The organism is Parasulfitobacter algicola (genome assembly GCF_013315265.1).
GTDB classification, from domain to species: domain Bacteria; phylum Pseudomonadota; class Alphaproteobacteria; order Rhodobacterales; family Rhodobacteraceae; genus Parasulfitobacter; species Parasulfitobacter algicola.
Window position 1 is genome coordinate 132,614 of record NZ_JABUFE010000005.1, and the last position, 18,587, is coordinate 151,200.

Here is an 18,587-nt window from a genome sequence, read left to right on the forward strand (position 1 = left end):
AATATACAAAACTGCGTTCGCCACGTTATGTTTTTGTTATGAAAGACAGCAACTCAGGCGTTGCTTTCGCGGATTTTGTCGGCGGCGTCTTTGTCGTAGGTCACGCTGTTTTCTTCAAACAAAGTGTCCAGTTCGCCCGACAGTGTCATTTCAGTGATGATGTCACATCCACCGACGAATTCACCTTTGACATACAACTGCGGAATGGTCGGCCAGTCGGAAAAATCCTTGATGCCCTGACGGATGCCGTCGTCCGCTAACACGTTGATATCTTTGAACTCTACACCCATGTAATTCAGCACACCAGCCACGCGGGATGAAAAGCCGCACTGGGGCATTTCCTTGGTGCCTTTCATGAACAACACCACGTCATTTGTGGTGATCGTATCTTTGATTTGTGAGGTTGCGTCGGTCATTTATTTCTCCTTCGGCACGAACATTTTCGCGTATTCCTGTGGGTCTTTCGGCACGCGGTACTGGGTGTGATGCCCACCCCCCATGCCCGATGAATAGTCTGCTTCAATGATATGATCACCCTTGCCCGGCAAGCTACCACGTTCCGTCCCACGGGTTTGTTTCACCCGTACAATAGCCAAAGCAATGGTCAGTGCCGAAATTATAGCAATAATCCAGAAAAAATATTCCATTACGGGGCTTTAGTGGTCAAAGCTAAGGCATGAAGATCACCGTGATTGCCGTCCATTTTGCCCTTTAAAGCGGCGTAAACGGCACGTTGTTGCTGAACACGATTTTGTCCGCGAAAGCTTTCGTCAATCACTTCGGCGGCGTATTTGCTGCCTGTTCCGGACATGTCTGTGATGGTGATCTTTGCATCGGGAAAACTGGCGCGCAGCAGTTCTTCGATTTCCTGTGCTTGCATAGGCATAAAATCAGGTCCTTGTCTTTTGCCCTAGATGTAGAGCGCGTGATGCGCGCATGCAAGGGACCTGGGGTCTTACGAAGCGGCAGAGCCTTCGTTCGTAAAGCGCACCTTGCCAATATAGGGCAAGTTCCGGTTGCGCTGCGCATAATCAATGCCATAGCCCACGACAAATTCATCAGGTATTTCAAAACCCGTCCAATCCGCCTTGATATCCACCTCGCGGCGGGTGGGTTTGTTCAGTAATGCAATCGTGCGCAGCTTTTGTGGTTTACGGGCCTGCAATAGTTTCGTGACATGGTTCAGCGTGTGGCCTGTGTCGACAAGATCTTCGACCAGAAGAACATTCTTACTTTCAATGGCGCCGCGTAAGTCTTTGAGAATGCGTACTTCCCGACTACTTTCCATGGCATCACCGTACGACGACGCTTCAAGAAAATCGACCTCAACATCCATGTTCAATTCGCGAACTAAATCCGCTATGAAAACAAAACTGCCGCGCAAAAGCCCCACTACAATTAATTTTTCAGCGTCTGCGAATTCATGTTCGATTGTCCGCGAAAGCTCTTCTATTTTGGCCGCGATCGCCTTGGCCGAGATCATTTTATCGATGACATAAGGACGCGTCACGCAGAGACTCCTCTTGATTTTTCGGCGTAAGTCTACGACATGCACGCCCACTGTCACGCACAAAAGGTCCCCCATGGCGACGCACACAGAAACCAAGCACCTGCCTTACACCGCCCGCCAAATGTATGATTTGGTAGCTGATGTCGGGTCATATCCTGAATTTCTGCCCTGGACGGCTGCGGCTCGGATCAGATCGACCGATGATCAAGGGGATACGACCCTGATGCTGGCCGACCTTGTGATTTCTTTCAAGGTGTTTCGTGAACGGTTCGGCAGCAAAGTCACCCTTTGGAAAGACTTCAGCCGGATTGACACCGCATATATCGACGGCCCTTTCCGCTATCTGGAGTCTCGTTGGGATTTTCGGGATGCGGATGGTGGATGTGAAGTGACATTTTTTGTTGATTTTGAATTTAAAAACCGCATTTTGCAAGGCGCTGCCGGTATGTTTTTCAATGAAGCGATGCAGCGGATTGTACGGGCTTTTGAACGACGCGCAGCACAGCTTTATTCTTCGTGATCCCGGATTACATTTAACATTAGGTTTATTGCGTAATGCGTTGATTTTTCACGTACAAGTGCCCGACCAATCGCACCAAAATCAATGGTCTGTGTCACGATTTTATTATTTAGATATGCCAGACCAAAACAAACGCGGCCTTCGGGTTTGTGATCTGATCCGCCGGGCCCTGCGATACCTGTGACGGATATTGCCAACTGTGCGTCAGACCGCGCTAATGCGCCTTTGGCCATTTCGCGTGCGACCTGTTCTGACACTGCGCCATGCGCATCCAATGTTTCTGCGAGTACACTCAACATATCTCGCTTGGCGGCGTTGGAATATGTCACAAATCCGCGGTCAAATACATCAGATGATCCAGGAATATCGGTCAGCGCCGCCGCAATCATACCACCAGTACAACTTTCGGCTGTGGCAATCCGCAGATGTGCCGCACGGGCTGTATTCAACAAGGCAGGTGCACTCACAATCCAAGACCCATGTGTGCCACTGCTGCGGCCAGCCCAACGCAGATCGCGGCCAGCATTCCAGCAATCACGTCATCCAGCATGACACCAAGTGGTCCGTGTTGACGATCTGCCCAACCCACTGGGCCGGGCTTCCAGATATCAAACAAGCGAAACAGCACAAAAGCCGCGATCCAGCCGGGATAAGGGAAGACCCAAGGGTCCGCGCCTGCGTGCCAAAGCCCGGCTGACAAGGGCCAAAGAGCGATCCATTGGCCCGCGACCTCGTCTATGACGATCTGCGAAGGGTCATGGTCATCACTTTCGTGGGTTTCCTGAAGTGTGGCCCACCAACCGGCTGCAAAAACAACAACTGTGGCCAGCGCAAGTGCCGGAAAGCCGCCCAAGACATGCAGCAGGTATGCCACAGGGATAGCTGCCGCCGACCCCCAAGTGCCGGGTGCGGGCCGCAAATAGCCGATAAAGAAAAATGTGGCGATCAGGCGGCTCATGGTTTGATCAGCGTGGCGGTGGCAAGGGCTGCGATGCCTTCTTCGCGCCCTGTGAAACCAAGCCGTTCCGATGTTGTGGCCTTGATACTGACCCGGTTAGCCGTGATGCCGATGATATGGGCCATGGCATCTTTCATTTGTGCCGTATGGGGTCCGATCTTGGGCTGTTCGCAGATCAATGTGCAATCAACATTGGCGATCTGAAAACCGTGTTCGGCGGCCAAATCAACGGCATGGCGCAAAAAGATATCGCTGGCTGCACCCTTCCACTGTGGATCAGAGGGCGGAAAATGCTGTCCGATATCGCCTTGTGCCAATGCGCCATAAATCGCGTCGGTGACAGCGTGCATGCCGACATCAGCATCGGAATGCCCTTGCAGGCCCCGATCAAACGGCACGGATATCCCGCATAATGTCACGTGATCGCCTGCGCCAAAGCGGTGCACATCGAACCCGTTGCCAAGGCGAATATCCATCTTTGATCCCAATATTTTTTCTGCGCGGGCAAAATCGCTGGCCTGCGTAATTTTCAGGTTGTCGTCGCTTCCCGGCAGAATTGCAACCTTGATACCAGCGGCGCGGGCCACTTCAACATCATCTGCAGCCGTGCCGTCATGCGCCTGATGCGCCTTTAAAATAGCTTTGTAATCAAAACCTTGTGGGGTTTGCGCGCGGTAAAGATGGGCCCTGTCCTGGGTGCCGGTTACATAGTCATTTTCGCCCCGCCATAGCGCATCTGTCACGACCAGCGCGGGCGCTGCGGCTTGGGCGTGGTCAAGTGTGTCAATGGTTTGCTGGATTAGCTTAGCCGATATACAGGGCCGCGCCACATCGTGAATCAGCACTTTGGTGACGCCCAACCCACTTAAGGCCTGCAATCCCGCCAAAACGCTGCTGCAACGGGTCGCCCCGCCAATGACACAAGGCACATCGGGCATGCGCCCCAGATCATCTGGATGCAAGACCACAACGATGTGTTCAATTTCAGTAATCTGACGAAAGGCATCCAGCGTCCAGTCTGCCACCCGGCGACCGGCAACCGTCTGCCATTGCTTGGCAATTTCACCCCCGGCACGTGTCCCGCGTCCGGCCGCAACGATGACGGCGGCTGTGGTCATGGATAGTCTCCGCTTTTTCAGAATTGTTTAGGCTTTGATTGCAGCGGGGGCAATCGGCAAGAAATCGACCTAAATAATGCCTATTTTTTATGCAATGCGCAAATTTGTAGCATTTAGGTGCAGTGGATCGTTTGCGATTGTCTTATTGGCACGATAACTGATGTGAAACGCTTAAGGATTAATCATTTGTCCATTCCGGTGGCGCAAAGCCCACTTCAGATGCCCGTTTTCCTGGCCCCTTTGGCTGGAATAACAGATTTGCCGTTCCGGACACTTGTGTCGCGGTTTGGTGCTGGGCGCGTGGTCAGCGAAATGGTCGCAAGTCAGGAAATGGTTCAGGCCAAGCCGGGCGTGCGCGAACGCGCCGAGCTGGGATTTGACATCGCCAACACTGCCGTTCAACTTGCCGGGCGCGATGCAAAATGGATGGCTGAAGCGGCAAGGATGGTCGAAGCAAACGGCGCGCAGATCATTGATATCAACATGGGATGTCCAGCTAAAAAGGTCGTGAACGGTTATTCTGGATCGGCGCTGTTGAAAGATCTGGATCATGCGCTTGGATTGATCGACGCCGTGGTGACGGCGGTGAAAATACCCGTGACACTGAAAACCCGTCTGGGATGGGACGATGATCTGATGAATGCGCCTGATCTGGCACAGCGTGCCGAAGCGGCGGGGATCGCGATGATCACAATCCATGGTCGGACGCGATGCCAATTTTATAAAGGTCACGCAGACTGGAAAGCCATTGCAGCGGTTAAACAGGCCGTCAGCATCCCGGTTATTGCCAACGGCGACATCATAGATGCAGCAACCGCCCGTCAGGCGCTGCACGCCTCTGGTGCGGATGGTGTGATGATTGGCCGGGGTGCACAGGGCCGTCCGTGGCTGTTGGCACAGGTTTCTGCGCAGCTATTCGGAACAAAGGCGCCCGATATCCCGACAGGGCGCAGTTTTGTCGATATGGTCAGCACCCATTACGATAACATGTTGTCATTTTACGGCGTCGATCTGGGGGGCCGCGTCGCCCGTAAGCATCTGGGTTGGTACATGGATTATGCGGGCACGGGGGCTGGTCTGCGAAAATCTGTCCTGACCGCTACATCGACTGAGGTGATCCGCCTGTTGCCTGACGCGCTTGCAATGCAAACCGGGTTAGCTGCATGAGTATGGATGACGATCTTTGGACATCGCTTCCCACACCTGCGCTTCTTGTGGCGTCAGATGATCATATCGTCGATGCAAATCCTGCTGCAGAAGGGTTCTTGAACACATCGCGCAAGTCTTTGAGGAATGCTTCATTTTGGGAAAAGATACGGGTTGATGCACCGCTTGAAGATGCTTTTGCCCGCGCCCGTCGCGACCATTCGGTTCTGTATGTCAATGATATAGATGTCGGCGCACCGGGCCGGGCTGGTGTGATGTGCAACATTCAGATCGCACCCCTAACGGGCAGCGATGGTCAAATGATTTTTCTGATCTCGCCGCGCGAACTTGTGGCCCGCCTTAGTCGGCCAAAAGGCGCCCAGTCTGCAGCGCAATCCGCAATCGGCATGGCTGAAATGCTTGCTCATGAAATCAAAAATCCACTTGCGGGCATCACTGGGGCCGCACAGCTTTTGTCGATGAACCTGTCTAATGGCGATCTTGAGATGACTGATCTGATCGTCGCCGAAAGTAGACGAATCGTAAAGTTGCTGGAACAGGTTGAACAGTTCGGAAACCTGCGTCCGCCGGATAAGAACCGCGTGAATATCCATGATGTGCTGGACCGTGCGCGGAAATCCGCAATGGTCGGGTTTGGTGCATCCATGGCATTTGTTGAAGAATACGATCCGTCGCTTCCCCCTACGCTAGGAGACGCCGATCAGCTGTTGCAAGTCTTTCTGAACCTTTTGAAAAATGCTAGTGAAGCGGCGGGTAATAATGGGGGCACGATCAGGTTGAAAACCTCATATGATTTGTCCCTAAGGCTGCGCCGTAAGGATGGCACGACAGTTTCGGCCCCTCTGCTGGTCGAGATCATAGATGACGGCCCAGGCTTGCCACCTGCCGTTGAAAATACCCTGTTCGAGCCGTTTGTATCGGGCCGCGAAAATGGCACCGGGCTTGGGCTGGCACTGGTGTCGAAGATTATTACGGAACACGATGGTTGGGTCGCAGTTGATTCAGTGCCCGGCCACACGGTGTTTCGTATTTCCCTGCCGATCACCACTGATGAAACCCGCAGATTAAACGTGGAGACACACTAAATGGACGGAACCGTACTTGTCGCTGATGATGACCGCACGATCAGAACGGTGCTGACGCAAGCATTGACCCGTGCGGGGTGCAAGGTACACGCCACCTCAAGCCTGATGACACTGCTGCGGTGGGTCGAAGAAGGCAAAGGCGATTTGGTGATTTCAGATGTGGTCATGCCTGATGGAAACGGTCTTGAGGCGTTGCCGAAGATCGGACAGGAACGCCCAGGGCTGCCGGTCATCGTAATTTCGGCGCAAAACACGATCATGACAGCCATTCAGGCGGCCGAGGCCGAGGCCTATGATTATCTGCCCAAGCCCTTTGATCTGCCTGATCTGATGAAACGTGCCGCCAAGGCGCTTGAAGTAAAGCGTCGTGCGCCTGCGCCCAAAGTGGATGGGGCAAAGCCGTCGGATGATCTGCCGCTGGTTGGTCGTACGCCGTTGATGCAGGCGCTTTACCGGCTTGTGGCGCGGGTCATGAACACAGAGTTGACCGTTCTGGTTACGGGCGAAAGCGGTACGGGCAAATCCTTGATCGCAAAGGCCATTCACGATTTTTCCGACCGTCGCCCGCTGCCTTATGTTGTGGTCAGCGCTGCCGATCTGGAAGGAATGGAAGGTCCGGCCACTGTGCTAAGCCGTGCCAAAGGCGGATCACTGGTTTTTGATGAAGTTGGCGATCTTAGCCTTGAGGCACAGGCGCGCATCGTACGCATGCTGGACAGCCTGGGTGAGAACGCCCCGCGGATCATGGCCACCAGTCAGGCCGATTTGATGCACCGGATGGAGCAGGGGGCCTTCCGTCAAGATTTATTCTATCGCCTTGGCGGTGTGACCGTAAATGTACCGGCTTTGCGCGAACGGGTTGATGATATTCCGCTGCTGGCGGATCATTTTCTGGCCCGTGCGGAACGCGATGGCAATGCGACTAAACGATTGACCGAGGGCGCCACAGATCTGATCCGTGCCTACAGCTGGCCGGGTAATGTGCGGCAGCTTGAAAACGCGATCCGGCGTCTTGTCGTGACATCAGCCGAAGATGATATATCGAGGTCCCAGGTCGAAATGATGTTGGGCAACCAGCCAGCTATGGAACCACTGGTCGGCGGGGGCGAGGGCGAAAAACTATCTAGTTCCGTCTATAAACATCTGCGCCGCTATTTCGATCTGCATGGCGGGGTATTGCCGCCATCGGGACTGTATCAGCGAATCTTGAAAGAGGTAGAGCTACCGCTGATCGAAATCGCTTTGGATGCGACGGGTGGAAATCAGGCAAAATGTGCTGATTTACTTGGAATTAACCGGAATACTTTGCGAAAGAAGATCACTGATCTCGATATCCGCGTGACACGCCGCCGTAAATTGATGTAAAACCGCAACAGAACCGTGGCCGATCGGCGTCAGTCGATGACGAAGCCACAAAATATAGCGGTACGTTGCGGGCGCAACACATCAGGAGAGAGCAGGCTTGTCAGCATCTGTGCGCGGGTCTTTCTGGAATACGCTCAGTCGTTTGAATGAATACAAACGGCTGAAGTTCTGGCTGACGTTTGGCGTTATTGCCATGGGTCCGGTATTGGCTGTGGCCACCTTTGTTGTTTTTGGGCCTTTTGCCGTTGGCGGATCTGTCGTTGGTCTGCGGTTGGTGCTGATGGCCGATCTGGTCTATGTGCTAATTATTGCAACGCTGGTGATGCAACGCGTGGCACGGATTGTGGCGGCACGGCGGGCCAGATCTGCAGGGTCGCGCCTGCACCTTCGTTTGACGGGTGTTTTCGCGATTGTGGCGTTGGTGCCAACGGTTCTGGTTGCGATTTTTGCTGGATTGACCATCAACATCGGACTTGAAGGATGGTTTTCGGACCGCGTCAGCAATGTGGTGGGAACATCCCTGGCAGCAGCGCAAGCTTACGAGTCTGAACAACGCGAGGCTATTGCACGCGATACCCTGTTGCTGGCTGCCGATCTGAACAGCCTTCGTAACGACAGGGGCATCGTTGATGACGGTGAATTGCGCAAATTTCTGAATGACGAAAACAGTATTCAGACATTTTTGCTGAACAATCTGACCGAAATTTATATCATCGACGGCCAAGGCAATATTCGCGCCCGTGGCGACGGCAGTTACTTGTTCAATTTCGAAAAACCAGAGTCTGCTGTAATCGCGCAGGCCCGACAGTACGAATTGGTACTGATCGAAGATCCTGATCGCGATGAATACCGCGGTCTGATGCCTCTTCGCGGGTATCTAGACCATTATATTTATGTCACGCGGGAAGTGGATGGAAATCTGCTGAAACTGCTGGATGACACACAGCAAACAGCGACGCTTTATCAGCAACTGGAAACGCAGCGCGGCCGGATGGTATTCGATTTCGGTCTGTTTTATCTGGGTTTTGCCGTCACTTTGATCCTGGCGTCGATCTGGCTGGGGCTATGGTTTGCAGAACGGCTGTCACGCCCGGTGGGGCGTTTGGCGGGGGCGGCACAACAGGTCGGTATGGGTGATCTAAGTGTTCAGGTGCGCGAAGAACGCGGCGATGATGAAATCGCCATGTTGGGGCGCTATTTCAATCAGATGACACGCCAACTGAAAGCGCAACGCGAGACACTGTTGGACAACACTCAGCAGATCGAACGACGCAGGCGGCTGTTTGACTCCGTGCTAAGTTCGGTCACATCAGGGGTGATCGGGTTGGATGCCGGCGGGGCCGTGACTTTTGTGAATAAATCGGCTGAGCGTCTTTTGAATATTGATGCATCTGAAGCGCGCGTAATTGGCTTGGCCGTACCGGAATTTGGTGCATTGTTTGATCGGTTGCCTGGCAGCAAAAGCGAAGTGGTGCAGGAAGAAATCCAGATTACACGTTACGGTAAAACAGAAACGCTATTGGTGCGATTATCCTTGCGGCGTCACGAAGACGGGGCCTTGGACGGTTATGTTGTGGCATTTGAGGATGTGACTGATCTGGTCAGCGCGCAACGCATGGCGGCTTGGGGTGATGTGGCGCGTCGTATCGCGCACGAAATCAAGAACCCGCTGACACCGATCCAGCTGTCCGCAGAGCGTATCAAACGAAAATTTCGCCCTCAGGTCGAAGTGCCTGAAGACCTGGATCAAATGACCGATGTGATCGTACGTCAAACCAATGATTTACGGCGCATTGTGGATGAATTTTCCAAATTTGCCCGCATGCCGGAACCTGCCAAGAAAGACGAAGATGTCACCGCATTGGTGCAGGCAGCCGTACTTTTGCAAGGCAGTGCACAGGATATAACGCTGAAATCTGATCTGCCAACACAGACTGTTTTTGCAAATGTTGACGCGACAATGATTAGGCAAGCTTTGACAAACCTAATTAAAAACGCGGGGGAAGCCATTGAAACTTATATAGAAAAGCGAAACCCAAATAGCTTCAGCCCTGAAGTTCACGTTTCCATGTCACTGACCGAAGATGAGGTTGTTATCCAAATCGCGGATAACGGTATCGGCCTACCCAAAGATCGCGCGCGTCTGTTTGAACCCTATGTTACGACCCGCGACAAGGGCACGGGGCTTGGCCTGCCGATCGTCAAGAAAATTATCGAAGAACACGGTGGCAGTCTGCAATTGGTGGATGCCCCCGTTTTTGAAGGAAATGACCACGCTGGCGCACTGGCAGAAATACGTCTGCCGCGTGTGGCGCAAACCGAAACCCTAAAAATAGAAGAAACCGCTTGAGGTGACCTATGAGCCATATCTTAATTACTGACGACGAACGAGACATCCGCGAACTGATCGGCGATATTCTGAAAGACGAAGGCTATGAGGTGAAGCTGGCCGCAAATTCAGAAGATTGCATCAAATCGCTGACCGAAAGTCGCCCTGCGCTGATGATTTTGGACATATGGCTGAAAGACAGCAACATGGACGGGATCGATATTCTGAAAAAGGTCAAACGTGATATGCCCGAGGTGCCGGTGGTCATTATATCGGGTCACGGGAATATCGAAATTGCAGTCGCGGCGATCAAACAGGGTGCATATGATTTCATCGAGAAGCCATTCAATATTGATCAGTTGATGGTTGTGATATCCCGTGCGATGGAAACATCGCGTTTGCGGCGTGAAAACAGTGAACTGCGGCGCAAGGATGTATCCTCCAGTGAGATGATTGGTTCAAGTGCTACGTTCAAGGCATTGAAATCACAGCTTGAAAAAGTAACAAAATCAAATAGCCGCGTAATGTTGTCCGGGCCCGCCGGTGCTGGCAAAGAAGTCGCCGCGCGCTATATCCATGCCAATTCGTCACGTGCAAATGGGCCTTTTATCAGTGTCAATTCTGCCTCTATCGCGCCAGACCGGATGGAGGATGTTCTGTTCGGTCGCGAAAGCTCTGACCGCGGTATCGAACCTGGACTGCTTGAAGAAGCCAATGGTGGCATTCTGTATTTTGACGAAATTGCCGACATGCCCCTTGGTACGCAATCGAAAATTCTGCGCGTTCTTGTGGATCAGGAATTTCAGCGCGTGGGCGGTGCCGATAAGGTCAGTGTTGATCTGCGGGTTATTTCATCGACCAATCGAAATCTTGAAACTGAAATTCTGGGTGGCCGGTTCCGCGAAGAGCTGTATCACCGCTTGAACGTTGTGCCGGTTCATGTGCCCGGTTTGGATGAACGCCGTGAAGACATTCCGGTTTTGGCGGATTATTTCATCAAGGCGTTTAATGCATCGCAAGGTTTGCCATTGCGCGATATCTCGGACGAGGCAGAAGCATTGATGCAGACGATGGACTGGCCTGGCAATGTGCGGCAGTTGAAAAATGTGGTCGAACGGGTGTTGATCATGGGCGACAACTCTGGTCCGATCGAAGCCAAGGAACTGCCACAACAGGACGCCCCGGCGCAAGACGAAGGCAGGATCGTGCTGTCTGGCGGGTTGGCTACATTGCCCCTGCGCGAGGCGCGCGAGTTGTTTGAACGGGAATATCTACTGACCCAGATAAACCGTTTTGGCGGCAATATCAGTCGCACCGCAACTTTTGTCGGGATGGAACGTTCGGCTTTGCATCGCAAGTTGAAATCCCTTGGGGTTGTCACGTCTAACAAAGCAGGTGCCCGTGTGGCCTATATCGAAGATACGGTCGATTGACGCGCGGCGATCAACGTGCAAACGCTTAAGGCTTGGCGACAAGGGACGCACGGATGAAGGTTATCATATGCGGTGCAGGGCAAGTGGGCTGGCAAATTGCGCGCCATTTGTCTGGCGAAAGAAACGATGTAACAGTCGTTGACAATAACGCCGAACTGGTGCGCCGAGCGACAGATGTGCTTGACGTGCAAGGCATCGCCGGGTTCGCCAGCTATCCCAATATTCTGGAACGGGCAGGGGCCAAAGACGCCGATATGGTGATTGCCGCCACGCACTCAGACGAGGTGAACATGGTCACCTGTCAGGTCGCGCATTCGGTTTTTTCCGTTCCACGCAAGATCGCGCGTTTGCGGTCGCAATCCTATCTGGATGCGATTTATTCCGATCTTTATCGCCGTGATCACATGCCTATCGATGTTGTGATCAGCCCTGAAAAGGAAGTGGCCGAGGCGGCATTGCAACGCCTTGCAGCACCTGCCGCTTTTGACACTGAAAATTTTCTGGATGGGCGCGCCAAACTTTTAGGTATCAAAATCGGGCAGGATTGCCCTGTGGTCAACACCCCATTGCGTCAGTTGACGGATCTGTTTTCAACATTACGTGCAATTGTTGTGGGTGTTCGACGGGGCGGAAAACTGTTCGCACCTGAAGCAGGTGATCAACTATTTCCTGGCGATGACTGCTATATTTTCACGAATAAAGAAGATGTTGGCCGTACGTTGGAAATTTTTGGCAAAAGTGTCAAAAAACAGGAACGTGTGGTGATCATCGGCGGGGGCAACGTTGGTTTGGCGGTCGCCCGCGAATTGGAAAGCCGCACCAAACGGATCCGCGCCAAGGTGATCGAAAAGAACCGCAACTGTGCAGAACGGGCGGCTGACATTTTGGAACGGACAATCGTGTTGAATGGCGATGGTCTGGATCGCAACCTTTTGCTTGAGGCGAACATTGATCGTGCAGATGCGGTTTTATGTGTGACGGATGACGATAAAACCAATATTCTCAGTGCGGTACGGGCCAAAGCAAATGGATGCCCTATGGCAATCTGTCTCGTAAATGACCCCACGCTTGTGTCTATTCTGGGGCCCCTTGATATTGATGCTTATATCAATCCGCGCTCGACCACGGTCAGTTCGATTCTGCGTCATATCAGGCAAGGGCGTGTGCGGGCGGTCTATTCCATCGGCGATGCCGAAGCCGAGATGATCGAAGCACAGGTTTTGTCCACATCGTCCATTGCAGGAAAGCGGATCAAGGAAATTGATTTTCCCGAAGGCGTGTTGGTTGGCGGCGTGATGAAGGGCGATGAGGTTATCAAGCCGACAGGCAGCACGCGGATTAATGAAAGCGATGTGATCGCGCTGTTTTGTATGGCCGCGGACGTGCCCGAGGTGGAACGTTTACTTCAAGTCTCTATCGATTTTTTCTGATGCAATGGTTGATGAAACTGCCGCTGTTTGTCTTGCTGATGGGCATCGGTGCAGTGGCTATGTATCTGCCTGCGATCCATGCTTTTGCGTTGCGAGATATGCACGAAGCCCGCACATTTTTTTATGGGGCAACGCTGTTTTTGATGCTGACCGGGATGCTGGGCATCGCCACATCGAATTATCAACCCAACCATGCGGCCCGCAGTCAATTATTGTCGTTGATGGCCGCTTTCGTGCTGTTGCCTGTCATGCTTGCCATTCCATTCAACGAAGCGTTGCGCACAACAACCTTCCTGAATTCCTATTTTGAAATGGTATCCAGCCTAACCACAACAGGGGCCACGATTTTTGATAATCCCGCACGCTTGCCGCCTAGTTTGCATCTTTGGCGCGCCATGGTCGCATGGATGGGTGGATTTTTGATGTGGGTTACAGCGCTGGCTATTCTGGCGCCAATGAACCTCGGCGGATTTGAGGTAACAGCGGAAGACAACGCGAATCAAAGCGGCGAGACTTATACGCAATTCATCCGCATCGCAGATCCATCTGAACGCCTGTTGCGATTTACGCTGGACCTGCTGCCTGTTTACGTTGGAACAACTGCGTTTTTATGGGTGGTTCTGGCACTATTGGGTGATGATGCGCTGACAGCGATTTGTCATGCAATGTCCGTGATTTCGACCAGTGGTATATCTCCCGTCGGAGGGCTTGAACAAAGCGCATCAGGTCGGTTCGGTGAAATTTTGGTATTTTTGTTTTTGATGCTTGCTGTGTCGCGTATGACGTTCAGCAGGGACCAGAACGCGCGACGATTTTCTCAGCTGCAAAGTGATCCCGAAATTAGAATTGCAGTTGTTTTGATGATAACAATCCCGCTGTTTTTATTCTTGCGTCATTGGATCGGAGCCTATGACGTGCAGGGCCAACAGGACAGTCTGGCAGCACTTCGCGCCTTGTGGGGCGGTATGTTCACGGTATTGTCGTTCCTGACGACAACCGGGTTTGCTTCGGCCGATTGGGCCACGGCACGGGATTGGTCTGGTCTGGGTACGCCGGGTTTGATCTTGATGGGGCTTGCGCTGCTTGGCGGTGGGGTCGCGACGACAGCAGGGGGCGTGAAACTGCTGCGGGTCTACGCGCTTTACAAGCATGGTCAACGCGAGATTGAACGTTTGATCCACCCGTCATCCGTGGCGCGGTCGGGCAGGCACGGACGTAAAATTAGGCGGCAGGGGGCATATATCGCATGGATATTTTTCATGCTTTTTGCGTTATCTGTGGCGGCCATTATGACGTTATTGTCGCTGACCGGTTTGCAGTTTGAAACTTCGATGGTGCTCACTGTGGCTGCATTATCTACAACCGGACCGTTAGCATCTATTGCTGCGGAAACTCCAATCTCATATGCGGGTTTAACGGATCCGGCCAAGATCATTTTGATCGGTGCGATGGTCTTGGGTCGGTTGGAAACCTTGGCCATTGTGGCCCTGCTAAACCCTGAGTTCTGGCGCAGCTAATGCGGCATGTGCGAAATAGCGCCATAACGGACTGTTTTTAGGGGTGGAATCTTTTCACCTGCCGCTACATACTTTAGGACAGAACGAGGGGAACGCAGGTCGGCAAACGACCGTATAAGAAAAAAGGGTAAGGGCGATGGCTGCCGATAAGCAGAATTTGCAGGATGCATTTCTAAATCACGTACGTAAAACAAAAGTTCCGGTTACGATTTTTCTGATCAATGGGGTGAAATTACAGGGTGTCATTACCTGGTTTGACAACTTTTGCGTGCTTTTGCGTCGCGATGGCCAGTCGCAGCTGGTGTATAAACATGCCATTTCAACAATTATGCCATCACAGCCCATCAGCCTGTATGACGGTGAAGAATAATCGTTATGGCTTCTGATGACCCCGGCGCGATGCGCGCTTGGGTGCTGCATCCTGACATAAAAAATGATCCCGGGCGCCGCAGTCCTGAATTTGCTTTGGACGAAGCCGTTTCCTTGGCACATGCCTTGCCCGATTTATATATTGCCGGATCAGACGTTGTGCGACTGCCCAAAGCGCACCCGGGTTTGCTTTTCGGGTCGGGTAAGATCGAAGAATTGGGCCAGATATTCAAAGATGAAGATATTGGGCTGGTCTTGGTCGATGGTCCTGTCACCCCCGTTCAACAACGTAACCTGGAACGGGAATGGCGTGTCAAACTGTTGGACCGCACCGGGTTGATCCTTGAGATTTTTTCGGACCGTGCGCGCACACGTGAAGGGGTACTGCAGGTCGAAATGGCTGCCCTTAGCTATCAACGCACACGGCTTGTCCGTGCATGGACGCACCTTGAACGTCAGCGCGGTGGACTTGGTTTTGTGGGCGGTCCTGGTGAAACCCAGATTGAGGCCGACCGGCGTGCGATTGACGATGCGATCAACCGGATCAAACGACAACTTTCTAAAGTGGTTAAAACTCGTGCGCTTCACCGTGCGGCACGGGCCAAGGTTCCATTTCCTGTGGTGGCACTCGTGGGCTATACCAATGCAGGAAAATCAACGCTTTTCAACAGGTTGACGGGCTCAGATGTGATGGTAAAAGACATGCTGTTCGCTACACTTGACCCCACGATGCGCAGTCTGACACTGCCATCTGCGGACGAGATTATCTTGTCCGACACAGTTGGATTTATCTCGGACCTGCCGACGCAACTTGTCGCTGCATTCCGCGCAACACTGGAAGAGGTTCTGGACGCCGATCTGATTTTGCATGTGCGCGATATCTCGCATCCTGAATCGCAGGAACAGGCAGCCGATGTAGACGATATTCTGGCCGAGCTTGGTGTTGATGAAACTGCCCCAAGGTTAGAGATTTGGAATAAGATCGACAGGCTTGATGCAGACCGCCGGGATGCATTGCAAACCCAGGCAGATCGAAGCGACGAGATATTTGCCGTCTCTGCTTTGACGGGGGATGGGCTGGACCAACTTTTGTCAGCGGTTAGCGGTGCGCTGCAGGATCCAAAATATGATGACCAGATCTTGGTGCCTTTTGATCGGGGTAGGGCGCGGGCCTGGCTTTACGAAAAGAACCTGGTTGAAGATGAACTGCAGACTGATGACGGGTGGCAGTTGGATGTGCGATGGTCAAAGCGCCATCGTCAGGCTTATCAGGCGATTGTGTAAGAGTTTTACTGTTTTTTCAGTGCTTGCGGGATTTCTTTTATCGCGGTGTCAGAACTGTGACGCCAACGGCGGCAGCGCGCGCAAGGTCCGGATCAAGGGACATCGGTATATATTCACCCCGCCGCCACAGTTGCCCCAGATCATCATAATAACGGCTTAAGGGATGGCCCGATTGTCCTGTTGAGATGATAAAGACCGAACTGTCAGGATCGGCAAAGTCATAAACTCCGCGAAACGCAGCACCATGGACGTTTAGAAACGGGTCAGGCCCTGTGCCAATGGTGCGACCGCGCAGCAAAGTGTTATCCCCACCGCTGGTCGATTGGCGAATATTCACGAACCAACTCAGGCCTGGTGTGTCGCCCAGAACTGGGTGATCATGCGTTGCCTCATGCGCGTTGCCCCATCTCAGGCTTTCCAGCGTGGTGCCATAAGTTTCATCGATCCAGACCAGCGCATCGTCCAACGCCAGTTGCGCCATTTCTGCACATGTCTCGATTGGGCTGGATTGCACCACATCGCACCATACTGCTGCGCCATCGACATCGCGATAGACGCGTTCGATGAACAGGGGTTCCACATGCGTAAACTCACGGGTCAGTGGCCCCAGTTCATCCTGGATCAATCGATCTTGCAGCGCACGCAACCATGCAGCGTATAAAAGCGGTTCTGGCATGTGTTCATTCATCTCGCCATTCCAGTTGCCAAGCAATGCCAATGCGTCTTGACGGCGACGTTCGGGGGTGCCGTCGGGGGCAGCTTCGCCGGTGAACCACAGATCCGCGCCCACAAGTGACAGAAGCGTCACGGCGGTATTTGATACCGTATCCAACTGCGCCTCGATAAAGCTTTCGCGCGTGTGAACTTTGCGATCCTGCATCAGCTTGCGCCAGCGCAGAATGCGTTGACTGTCGGGATAAAAAAAGCTGACATGTTCGGGAAAAGGGCGGTCTGTGACCTTGTTATTTGTATTGCCTAAAATACCACCATCGGGGGCGATCACTTCAGGATTTAGACTGTAATCCAGACGCCCCTGCCAGCGGTTTGTCACAACCCAACCGGGACTGGGCAGACGCCCTTGGGTTTGGTGCAGCGGATTGCGTTTTGGGATGGCGCCGATGGTTTTTAACGCGATTGAATTTTGATCGGCCAGCACAAGGTTTTGGACTGGGGCGATATAATCTTTGGTGGCTTCCATCCCCTCTATGATCGAATTTGACCGCATCAGGGCCATACCCGCACTTAGCGATGTGTCGGCGGGACTAAGCGCTGTCCAGGCCAGACTGGTCACATAGCCTTGGCGAATGATAGTGCCTAATCCGTAATGTGATCCCGGCAGAACAGGTCCGTTTTCTGTCCAGCGCAGATCGATTGTGACTTGGTCTGCGTCCTTGACGTTGATGATGGACGGACGCGTGCGAAAGGGCTTGAACCCATCAGGCGTGCGATATTCATTCGGGCTGGTCGGGTTCAGTTCTTCTAGATATACATCCTGATCATCGGCATATGCGGTGGTCAGACCCCAGCCCAGATTTTTCGTTCGACCCACCAAAATGACCGGCACACCAGGAATGGTTCCACCGATTACGCCACCTGCTTCCAGCTCAACCCGTGCCAGATACCAGATCGCAGGGGCCGTGAAGCCCAGATGCGGATCGTTGGCCAAAAGCGTACCACCGGCAGCTGCCCGCGACGGATCAGCGGCCCATACGTTTGACGCACCCGCAAAGGGACGCGCCAGAAATGGCGATAAAGGATCAAAGGGCTGGTCGGCAGCTTCGCTGTACTGCGGCAGCCCCGGCATGATGCTGGAATAGGATGGCATTGCTGCAATCCCATCACCGGGTGCGTCGGGCAAAATATCCAACAGGCGTTCCTGAGGCAAGATAAGGGACGTGCGGGCGCGCAGCACCTCTTCTTCTAGGTGCGCGGACAGTTGAAGTGACATCAGTTTGATGATCGCAATAGAATCTGCGGGTTGCCACGGGGCAATCTGATTGGAAAACAGAAAAAATTCCGGGGCGCCACGACCAAGGGCCTGTTCATTCACTTGCGTCATCCGCGCATTCACACCGGCCGCATATGCTTTCAGGGCGGCCATTGTGCGTTCGTCCTGAACCTCAACCGATTGGCGCGCGACACCGTATAAATCCAGCCGTCGGATCAGCTTATCGATATTTAAGGTGCGTTCGCCGAACAGCTCTGACAGTCGTCCCTGGGCTGTGCGACGCAACATCATCATCTGCCACAGCCGATCCTGCGCATGTGCATACCCAAGCCCGAAAAACACATCGCTATCTGTTTCGCCAAAGATATGTGGCACATTTGCGTTATCGCGCACAATCTCAAGTGGGGCGGACAGCCCTGCGACCTGATGATCGGCATTATAATCTGGCAAGGATCGTGAGGCGAAATAATAGATCAAAAGAAACGCCAAAAACGCAAGTACCAAAAGCCCGGTCGTTAGTCTGAGAAGCCAGCGAAAAACAAATGCCATTGATG

The 18,587-nt window shown here is 53.0% G+C and carries 18 protein-coding genes; 10 read left to right on the forward strand and 8 right to left on the reverse strand.

Features of this window, described 5'->3' with window-relative positions; all coding sequences use genetic code 11:
* Positions 1–53: 53 nt before the first annotated feature.
* From grxD to hpt, 4 genes are all read right to left on the reverse strand, one after another.
* Positions 54–416 (reverse strand): Grx4 family monothiol glutaredoxin, encoded by a 363-nt coding sequence (grxD, locus tag HRQ87_RS10460; protein ID WP_174138069.1) that lies wholly within the window; start codon positions 414–416, stop codon positions 54–56.
* Positions 417–647 (reverse strand): hypothetical protein, encoded by a 231-nt coding sequence (locus HRQ87_RS10465; protein ID WP_174138071.1) that lies wholly within the window; start codon positions 645–647, stop codon positions 417–419. It lies immediately after the preceding gene.
* A complete protein-coding gene (locus HRQ87_RS10470; RefSeq protein ID WP_174138072.1) occupies positions 647–886 on the reverse strand; it encodes a BolA/IbaG family iron-sulfur metabolism protein in 240 nt (79 codons plus the stop codon). The genes HRQ87_RS10465 and HRQ87_RS10470 overlap by 1 nt, the downstream gene beginning before the upstream one ends.
* A gap of 69 nt (positions 887–955) precedes the next feature.
* Entirely contained in the window at positions 956–1,483 is a 528-nt protein-coding gene (hpt, locus tag HRQ87_RS10475; RefSeq protein ID WP_246252098.1) for a hypoxanthine phosphoribosyltransferase, read from the reverse strand.
* A 100-nt stretch (positions 1,484–1,583) separates the two neighbouring features.
* On the opposite strand from hpt, the gene HRQ87_RS10480 reads away from it, so the two are divergent.
* Positions 1,584–2,030 carry a type II toxin-antitoxin system RatA family toxin gene (locus HRQ87_RS10480; RefSeq protein WP_174138076.1) on the forward strand — a complete coding sequence of 149 codons (447 nt, stop codon included), beginning with the start codon at positions 1,584–1,586 and terminating at the stop codon, positions 2,028–2,030.
* On the opposite strand, the gene HRQ87_RS10485 is transcribed toward HRQ87_RS10480, so the two are convergent.
* Genes HRQ87_RS10485 through HRQ87_RS10495 form a run of 3 tightly spaced genes read right to left on the reverse strand, consistent with a single transcriptional unit; the run spans position 2,018 to position 4,106 of the window.
* Positions 2,018–2,497: a nicotinamide-nucleotide amidohydrolase family protein gene (locus HRQ87_RS10485; RefSeq protein ID WP_174138078.1), complete on the reverse strand. Its 480-nt coding sequence runs from the start codon at positions 2,495–2,497 to the stop codon at positions 2,018–2,020. The genes HRQ87_RS10480 and HRQ87_RS10485 overlap by 13 nt on opposite strands.
* Complete coding sequence (locus HRQ87_RS10490; protein WP_174138080.1) at positions 2,494–2,988, reverse strand: phosphatidylglycerophosphatase A family protein; 495 nt, start codon at positions 2,986–2,988, stop codon at positions 2,494–2,496. The genes HRQ87_RS10485 and HRQ87_RS10490 overlap by 4 nt, the downstream gene beginning before the upstream one ends.
* The gene (locus HRQ87_RS10495) at positions 2,985–4,106 is read right to left on the reverse strand and encodes a bifunctional 2-C-methyl-D-erythritol 4-phosphate cytidylyltransferase/2-C-methyl-D-erythritol 2,4-cyclodiphosphate synthase (protein WP_174138082.1); all 1,122 of its coding nucleotides are present in this window, start codon (positions 4,104–4,106) and stop codon (positions 2,985–2,987) included. The genes HRQ87_RS10490 and HRQ87_RS10495 overlap by 4 nt, the downstream gene beginning before the upstream one ends.
* A 219-nt stretch (positions 4,107–4,325) precedes the next feature.
* Here HRQ87_RS10495 and dusB point away from each other — a divergent pair, with 219 nt between their 5' ends.
* The 9 genes from dusB to hflX all read left to right on the forward strand — a co-directional run bounded on the left by dusB (position 4,326) and on the right by hflX (position 16,085).
* Positions 4,326–5,273 (forward strand): tRNA dihydrouridine synthase DusB, encoded by a 948-nt coding sequence (dusB, locus tag HRQ87_RS10500; protein ID WP_174138230.1) that lies wholly within the window; start codon positions 4,326–4,328, stop codon positions 5,271–5,273.
* Positions 5,270–6,358, forward strand: a complete 1,089-nt coding sequence (locus tag HRQ87_RS10505; protein WP_174138084.1) for a two-component system sensor histidine kinase NtrB — start codon at positions 5,270–5,272, stop codon at positions 6,356–6,358. Before dusB ends, HRQ87_RS10505 begins: the two co-directional genes overlap by 4 nt.
* A complete protein-coding gene (locus HRQ87_RS10510; RefSeq protein ID WP_174138086.1) occupies positions 6,359–7,723 on the forward strand; it encodes a response regulator in 1,365 nt (454 codons plus the stop codon).
* A 97-nt stretch (positions 7,724–7,820) separates the two neighbouring features.
* On the forward strand, positions 7,821–10,073 hold the full coding sequence (locus HRQ87_RS10515; protein ID WP_343035229.1) for a sensor histidine kinase NtrY-like: 2,253 nt from the start codon (positions 7,821–7,823) through the stop codon (positions 10,071–10,073).
* Between the two features lie 8 nt (positions 10,074–10,081).
* On the forward strand, positions 10,082–11,485 hold the full coding sequence (gene ntrX / locus HRQ87_RS10520; protein ID WP_174138088.1) for a nitrogen assimilation response regulator NtrX: 1,404 nt from the start codon (positions 10,082–10,084) through the stop codon (positions 11,483–11,485).
* Between the two features lie 53 nt (positions 11,486–11,538).
* The gene (gene trkA / locus HRQ87_RS10525; RefSeq protein ID WP_174138090.1) at positions 11,539–12,915 is read left to right on the forward strand and encodes a Trk system potassium transporter TrkA; all 1,377 of its coding nucleotides are present in this window, start codon (positions 11,539–11,541) and stop codon (positions 12,913–12,915) included.
* The gene (locus tag HRQ87_RS10530; protein ID WP_174138092.1) at positions 12,915–14,432 is read left to right on the forward strand and encodes a TrkH family potassium uptake protein; all 1,518 of its coding nucleotides are present in this window, start codon (positions 12,915–12,917) and stop codon (positions 14,430–14,432) included. The genes trkA and HRQ87_RS10530 overlap by 1 nt, the downstream gene beginning before the upstream one ends.
* A gap of 136 nt (positions 14,433–14,568) precedes the next feature.
* Positions 14,569–14,802, forward strand: coding sequence for an RNA chaperone Hfq (gene hfq / locus HRQ87_RS10535; RefSeq protein ID WP_039003554.1), 234 nt, complete (start codon positions 14,569–14,571; stop codon positions 14,800–14,802).
* 5 nt (positions 14,803–14,807) lie between these two features.
* On the forward strand, positions 14,808–16,085 hold the full coding sequence (hflX, locus tag HRQ87_RS10540) for a GTPase HflX (RefSeq protein ID WP_246252068.1): 1,278 nt from the start codon (positions 14,808–14,810) through the stop codon (positions 16,083–16,085).
* A 37-nt stretch (positions 16,086–16,122) separates the two neighbouring features.
* On the opposite strand, the gene HRQ87_RS10545 is transcribed toward hflX, so the two are convergent.
* Positions 16,123–18,582: a penicillin acylase family protein gene (locus HRQ87_RS10545; RefSeq protein WP_174138094.1), complete on the reverse strand. Its 2,460-nt coding sequence runs from the start codon at positions 18,580–18,582 to the stop codon at positions 16,123–16,125.
* Positions 18,583–18,587 lie beyond the last annotated feature (5 nt).

What these genes read in the sequence shown, in the direction of transcription:
- grxD (WP_174138069.1), bottom strand. Translation starts at nt 416, where the DNA reads ATGACCGACGCAACCTCACAAATCAAAGATACGATCACCACAAATGAC.
- HRQ87_RS10465 (WP_174138071.1), bottom strand. Translation starts at nt 647, where the DNA reads ATGGAATATTTTTTCTGGATTATTGCTATAATTTCGGCACTGACCATT.
- HRQ87_RS10470 (WP_174138072.1), bottom strand. Translation starts at nt 886, where the DNA reads ATGCCTATGCAAGCACAGGAAATCGAAGAACTGCTGCGCGCCAGTTTT.
- hpt (WP_246252098.1), bottom strand. Translation starts at nt 1,483, where the DNA reads ATGATCTCGGCCAAGGCGATCGCGGCCAAAATAGAAGAGCTTTCGCGG.
- HRQ87_RS10480 (WP_174138076.1), top strand. Translation starts at nt 1,584, where the DNA reads ATGGCGACGCACACAGAAACCAAGCACCTGCCTTACACCGCCCGCCAA.
- HRQ87_RS10490 (WP_174138080.1), bottom strand. Translation starts at nt 2,988, where the DNA reads ATGAGCCGCCTGATCGCCACATTTTTCTTTATCGGCTATTTGCGGCCC.
- HRQ87_RS10495 (WP_174138082.1), bottom strand. Translation starts at nt 4,106, where the DNA reads ATGACCACAGCCGCCGTCATCGTTGCGGCCGGACGCGGGACACGTGCC.
- dusB (WP_174138230.1), top strand. Translation starts at nt 4,326, where the DNA reads ATGCCCGTTTTCCTGGCCCCTTTGGCTGGAATAACAGATTTGCCGTTC.
- HRQ87_RS10505 (WP_174138084.1), top strand. Translation starts at nt 5,270, where the DNA reads ATGAGTATGGATGACGATCTTTGGACATCGCTTCCCACACCTGCGCTT.
- HRQ87_RS10510 (WP_174138086.1), top strand. Translation starts at nt 6,359, where the DNA reads ATGGACGGAACCGTACTTGTCGCTGATGATGACCGCACGATCAGAACG.
- ntrX (WP_174138088.1), top strand. Translation starts at nt 10,082, where the DNA reads ATGAGCCATATCTTAATTACTGACGACGAACGAGACATCCGCGAACTG.
- trkA (WP_174138090.1), top strand. Translation starts at nt 11,539, where the DNA reads ATGAAGGTTATCATATGCGGTGCAGGGCAAGTGGGCTGGCAAATTGCG.
- HRQ87_RS10530 (WP_174138092.1), top strand. Translation starts at nt 12,915, where the DNA reads ATGCAATGGTTGATGAAACTGCCGCTGTTTGTCTTGCTGATGGGCATC.
- hfq (WP_039003554.1), top strand. Translation starts at nt 14,569, where the DNA reads ATGGCTGCCGATAAGCAGAATTTGCAGGATGCATTTCTAAATCACGTA.
- hflX (WP_246252068.1), top strand. Translation starts at nt 14,808, where the DNA reads ATGGCTTCTGATGACCCCGGCGCGATGCGCGCTTGGGTGCTGCATCCT.
- HRQ87_RS10545 (WP_174138094.1), bottom strand. Translation starts at nt 18,582, where the DNA reads ATGGCATTTGTTTTTCGCTGGCTTCTCAGACTAACGACCGGGCTTTTG.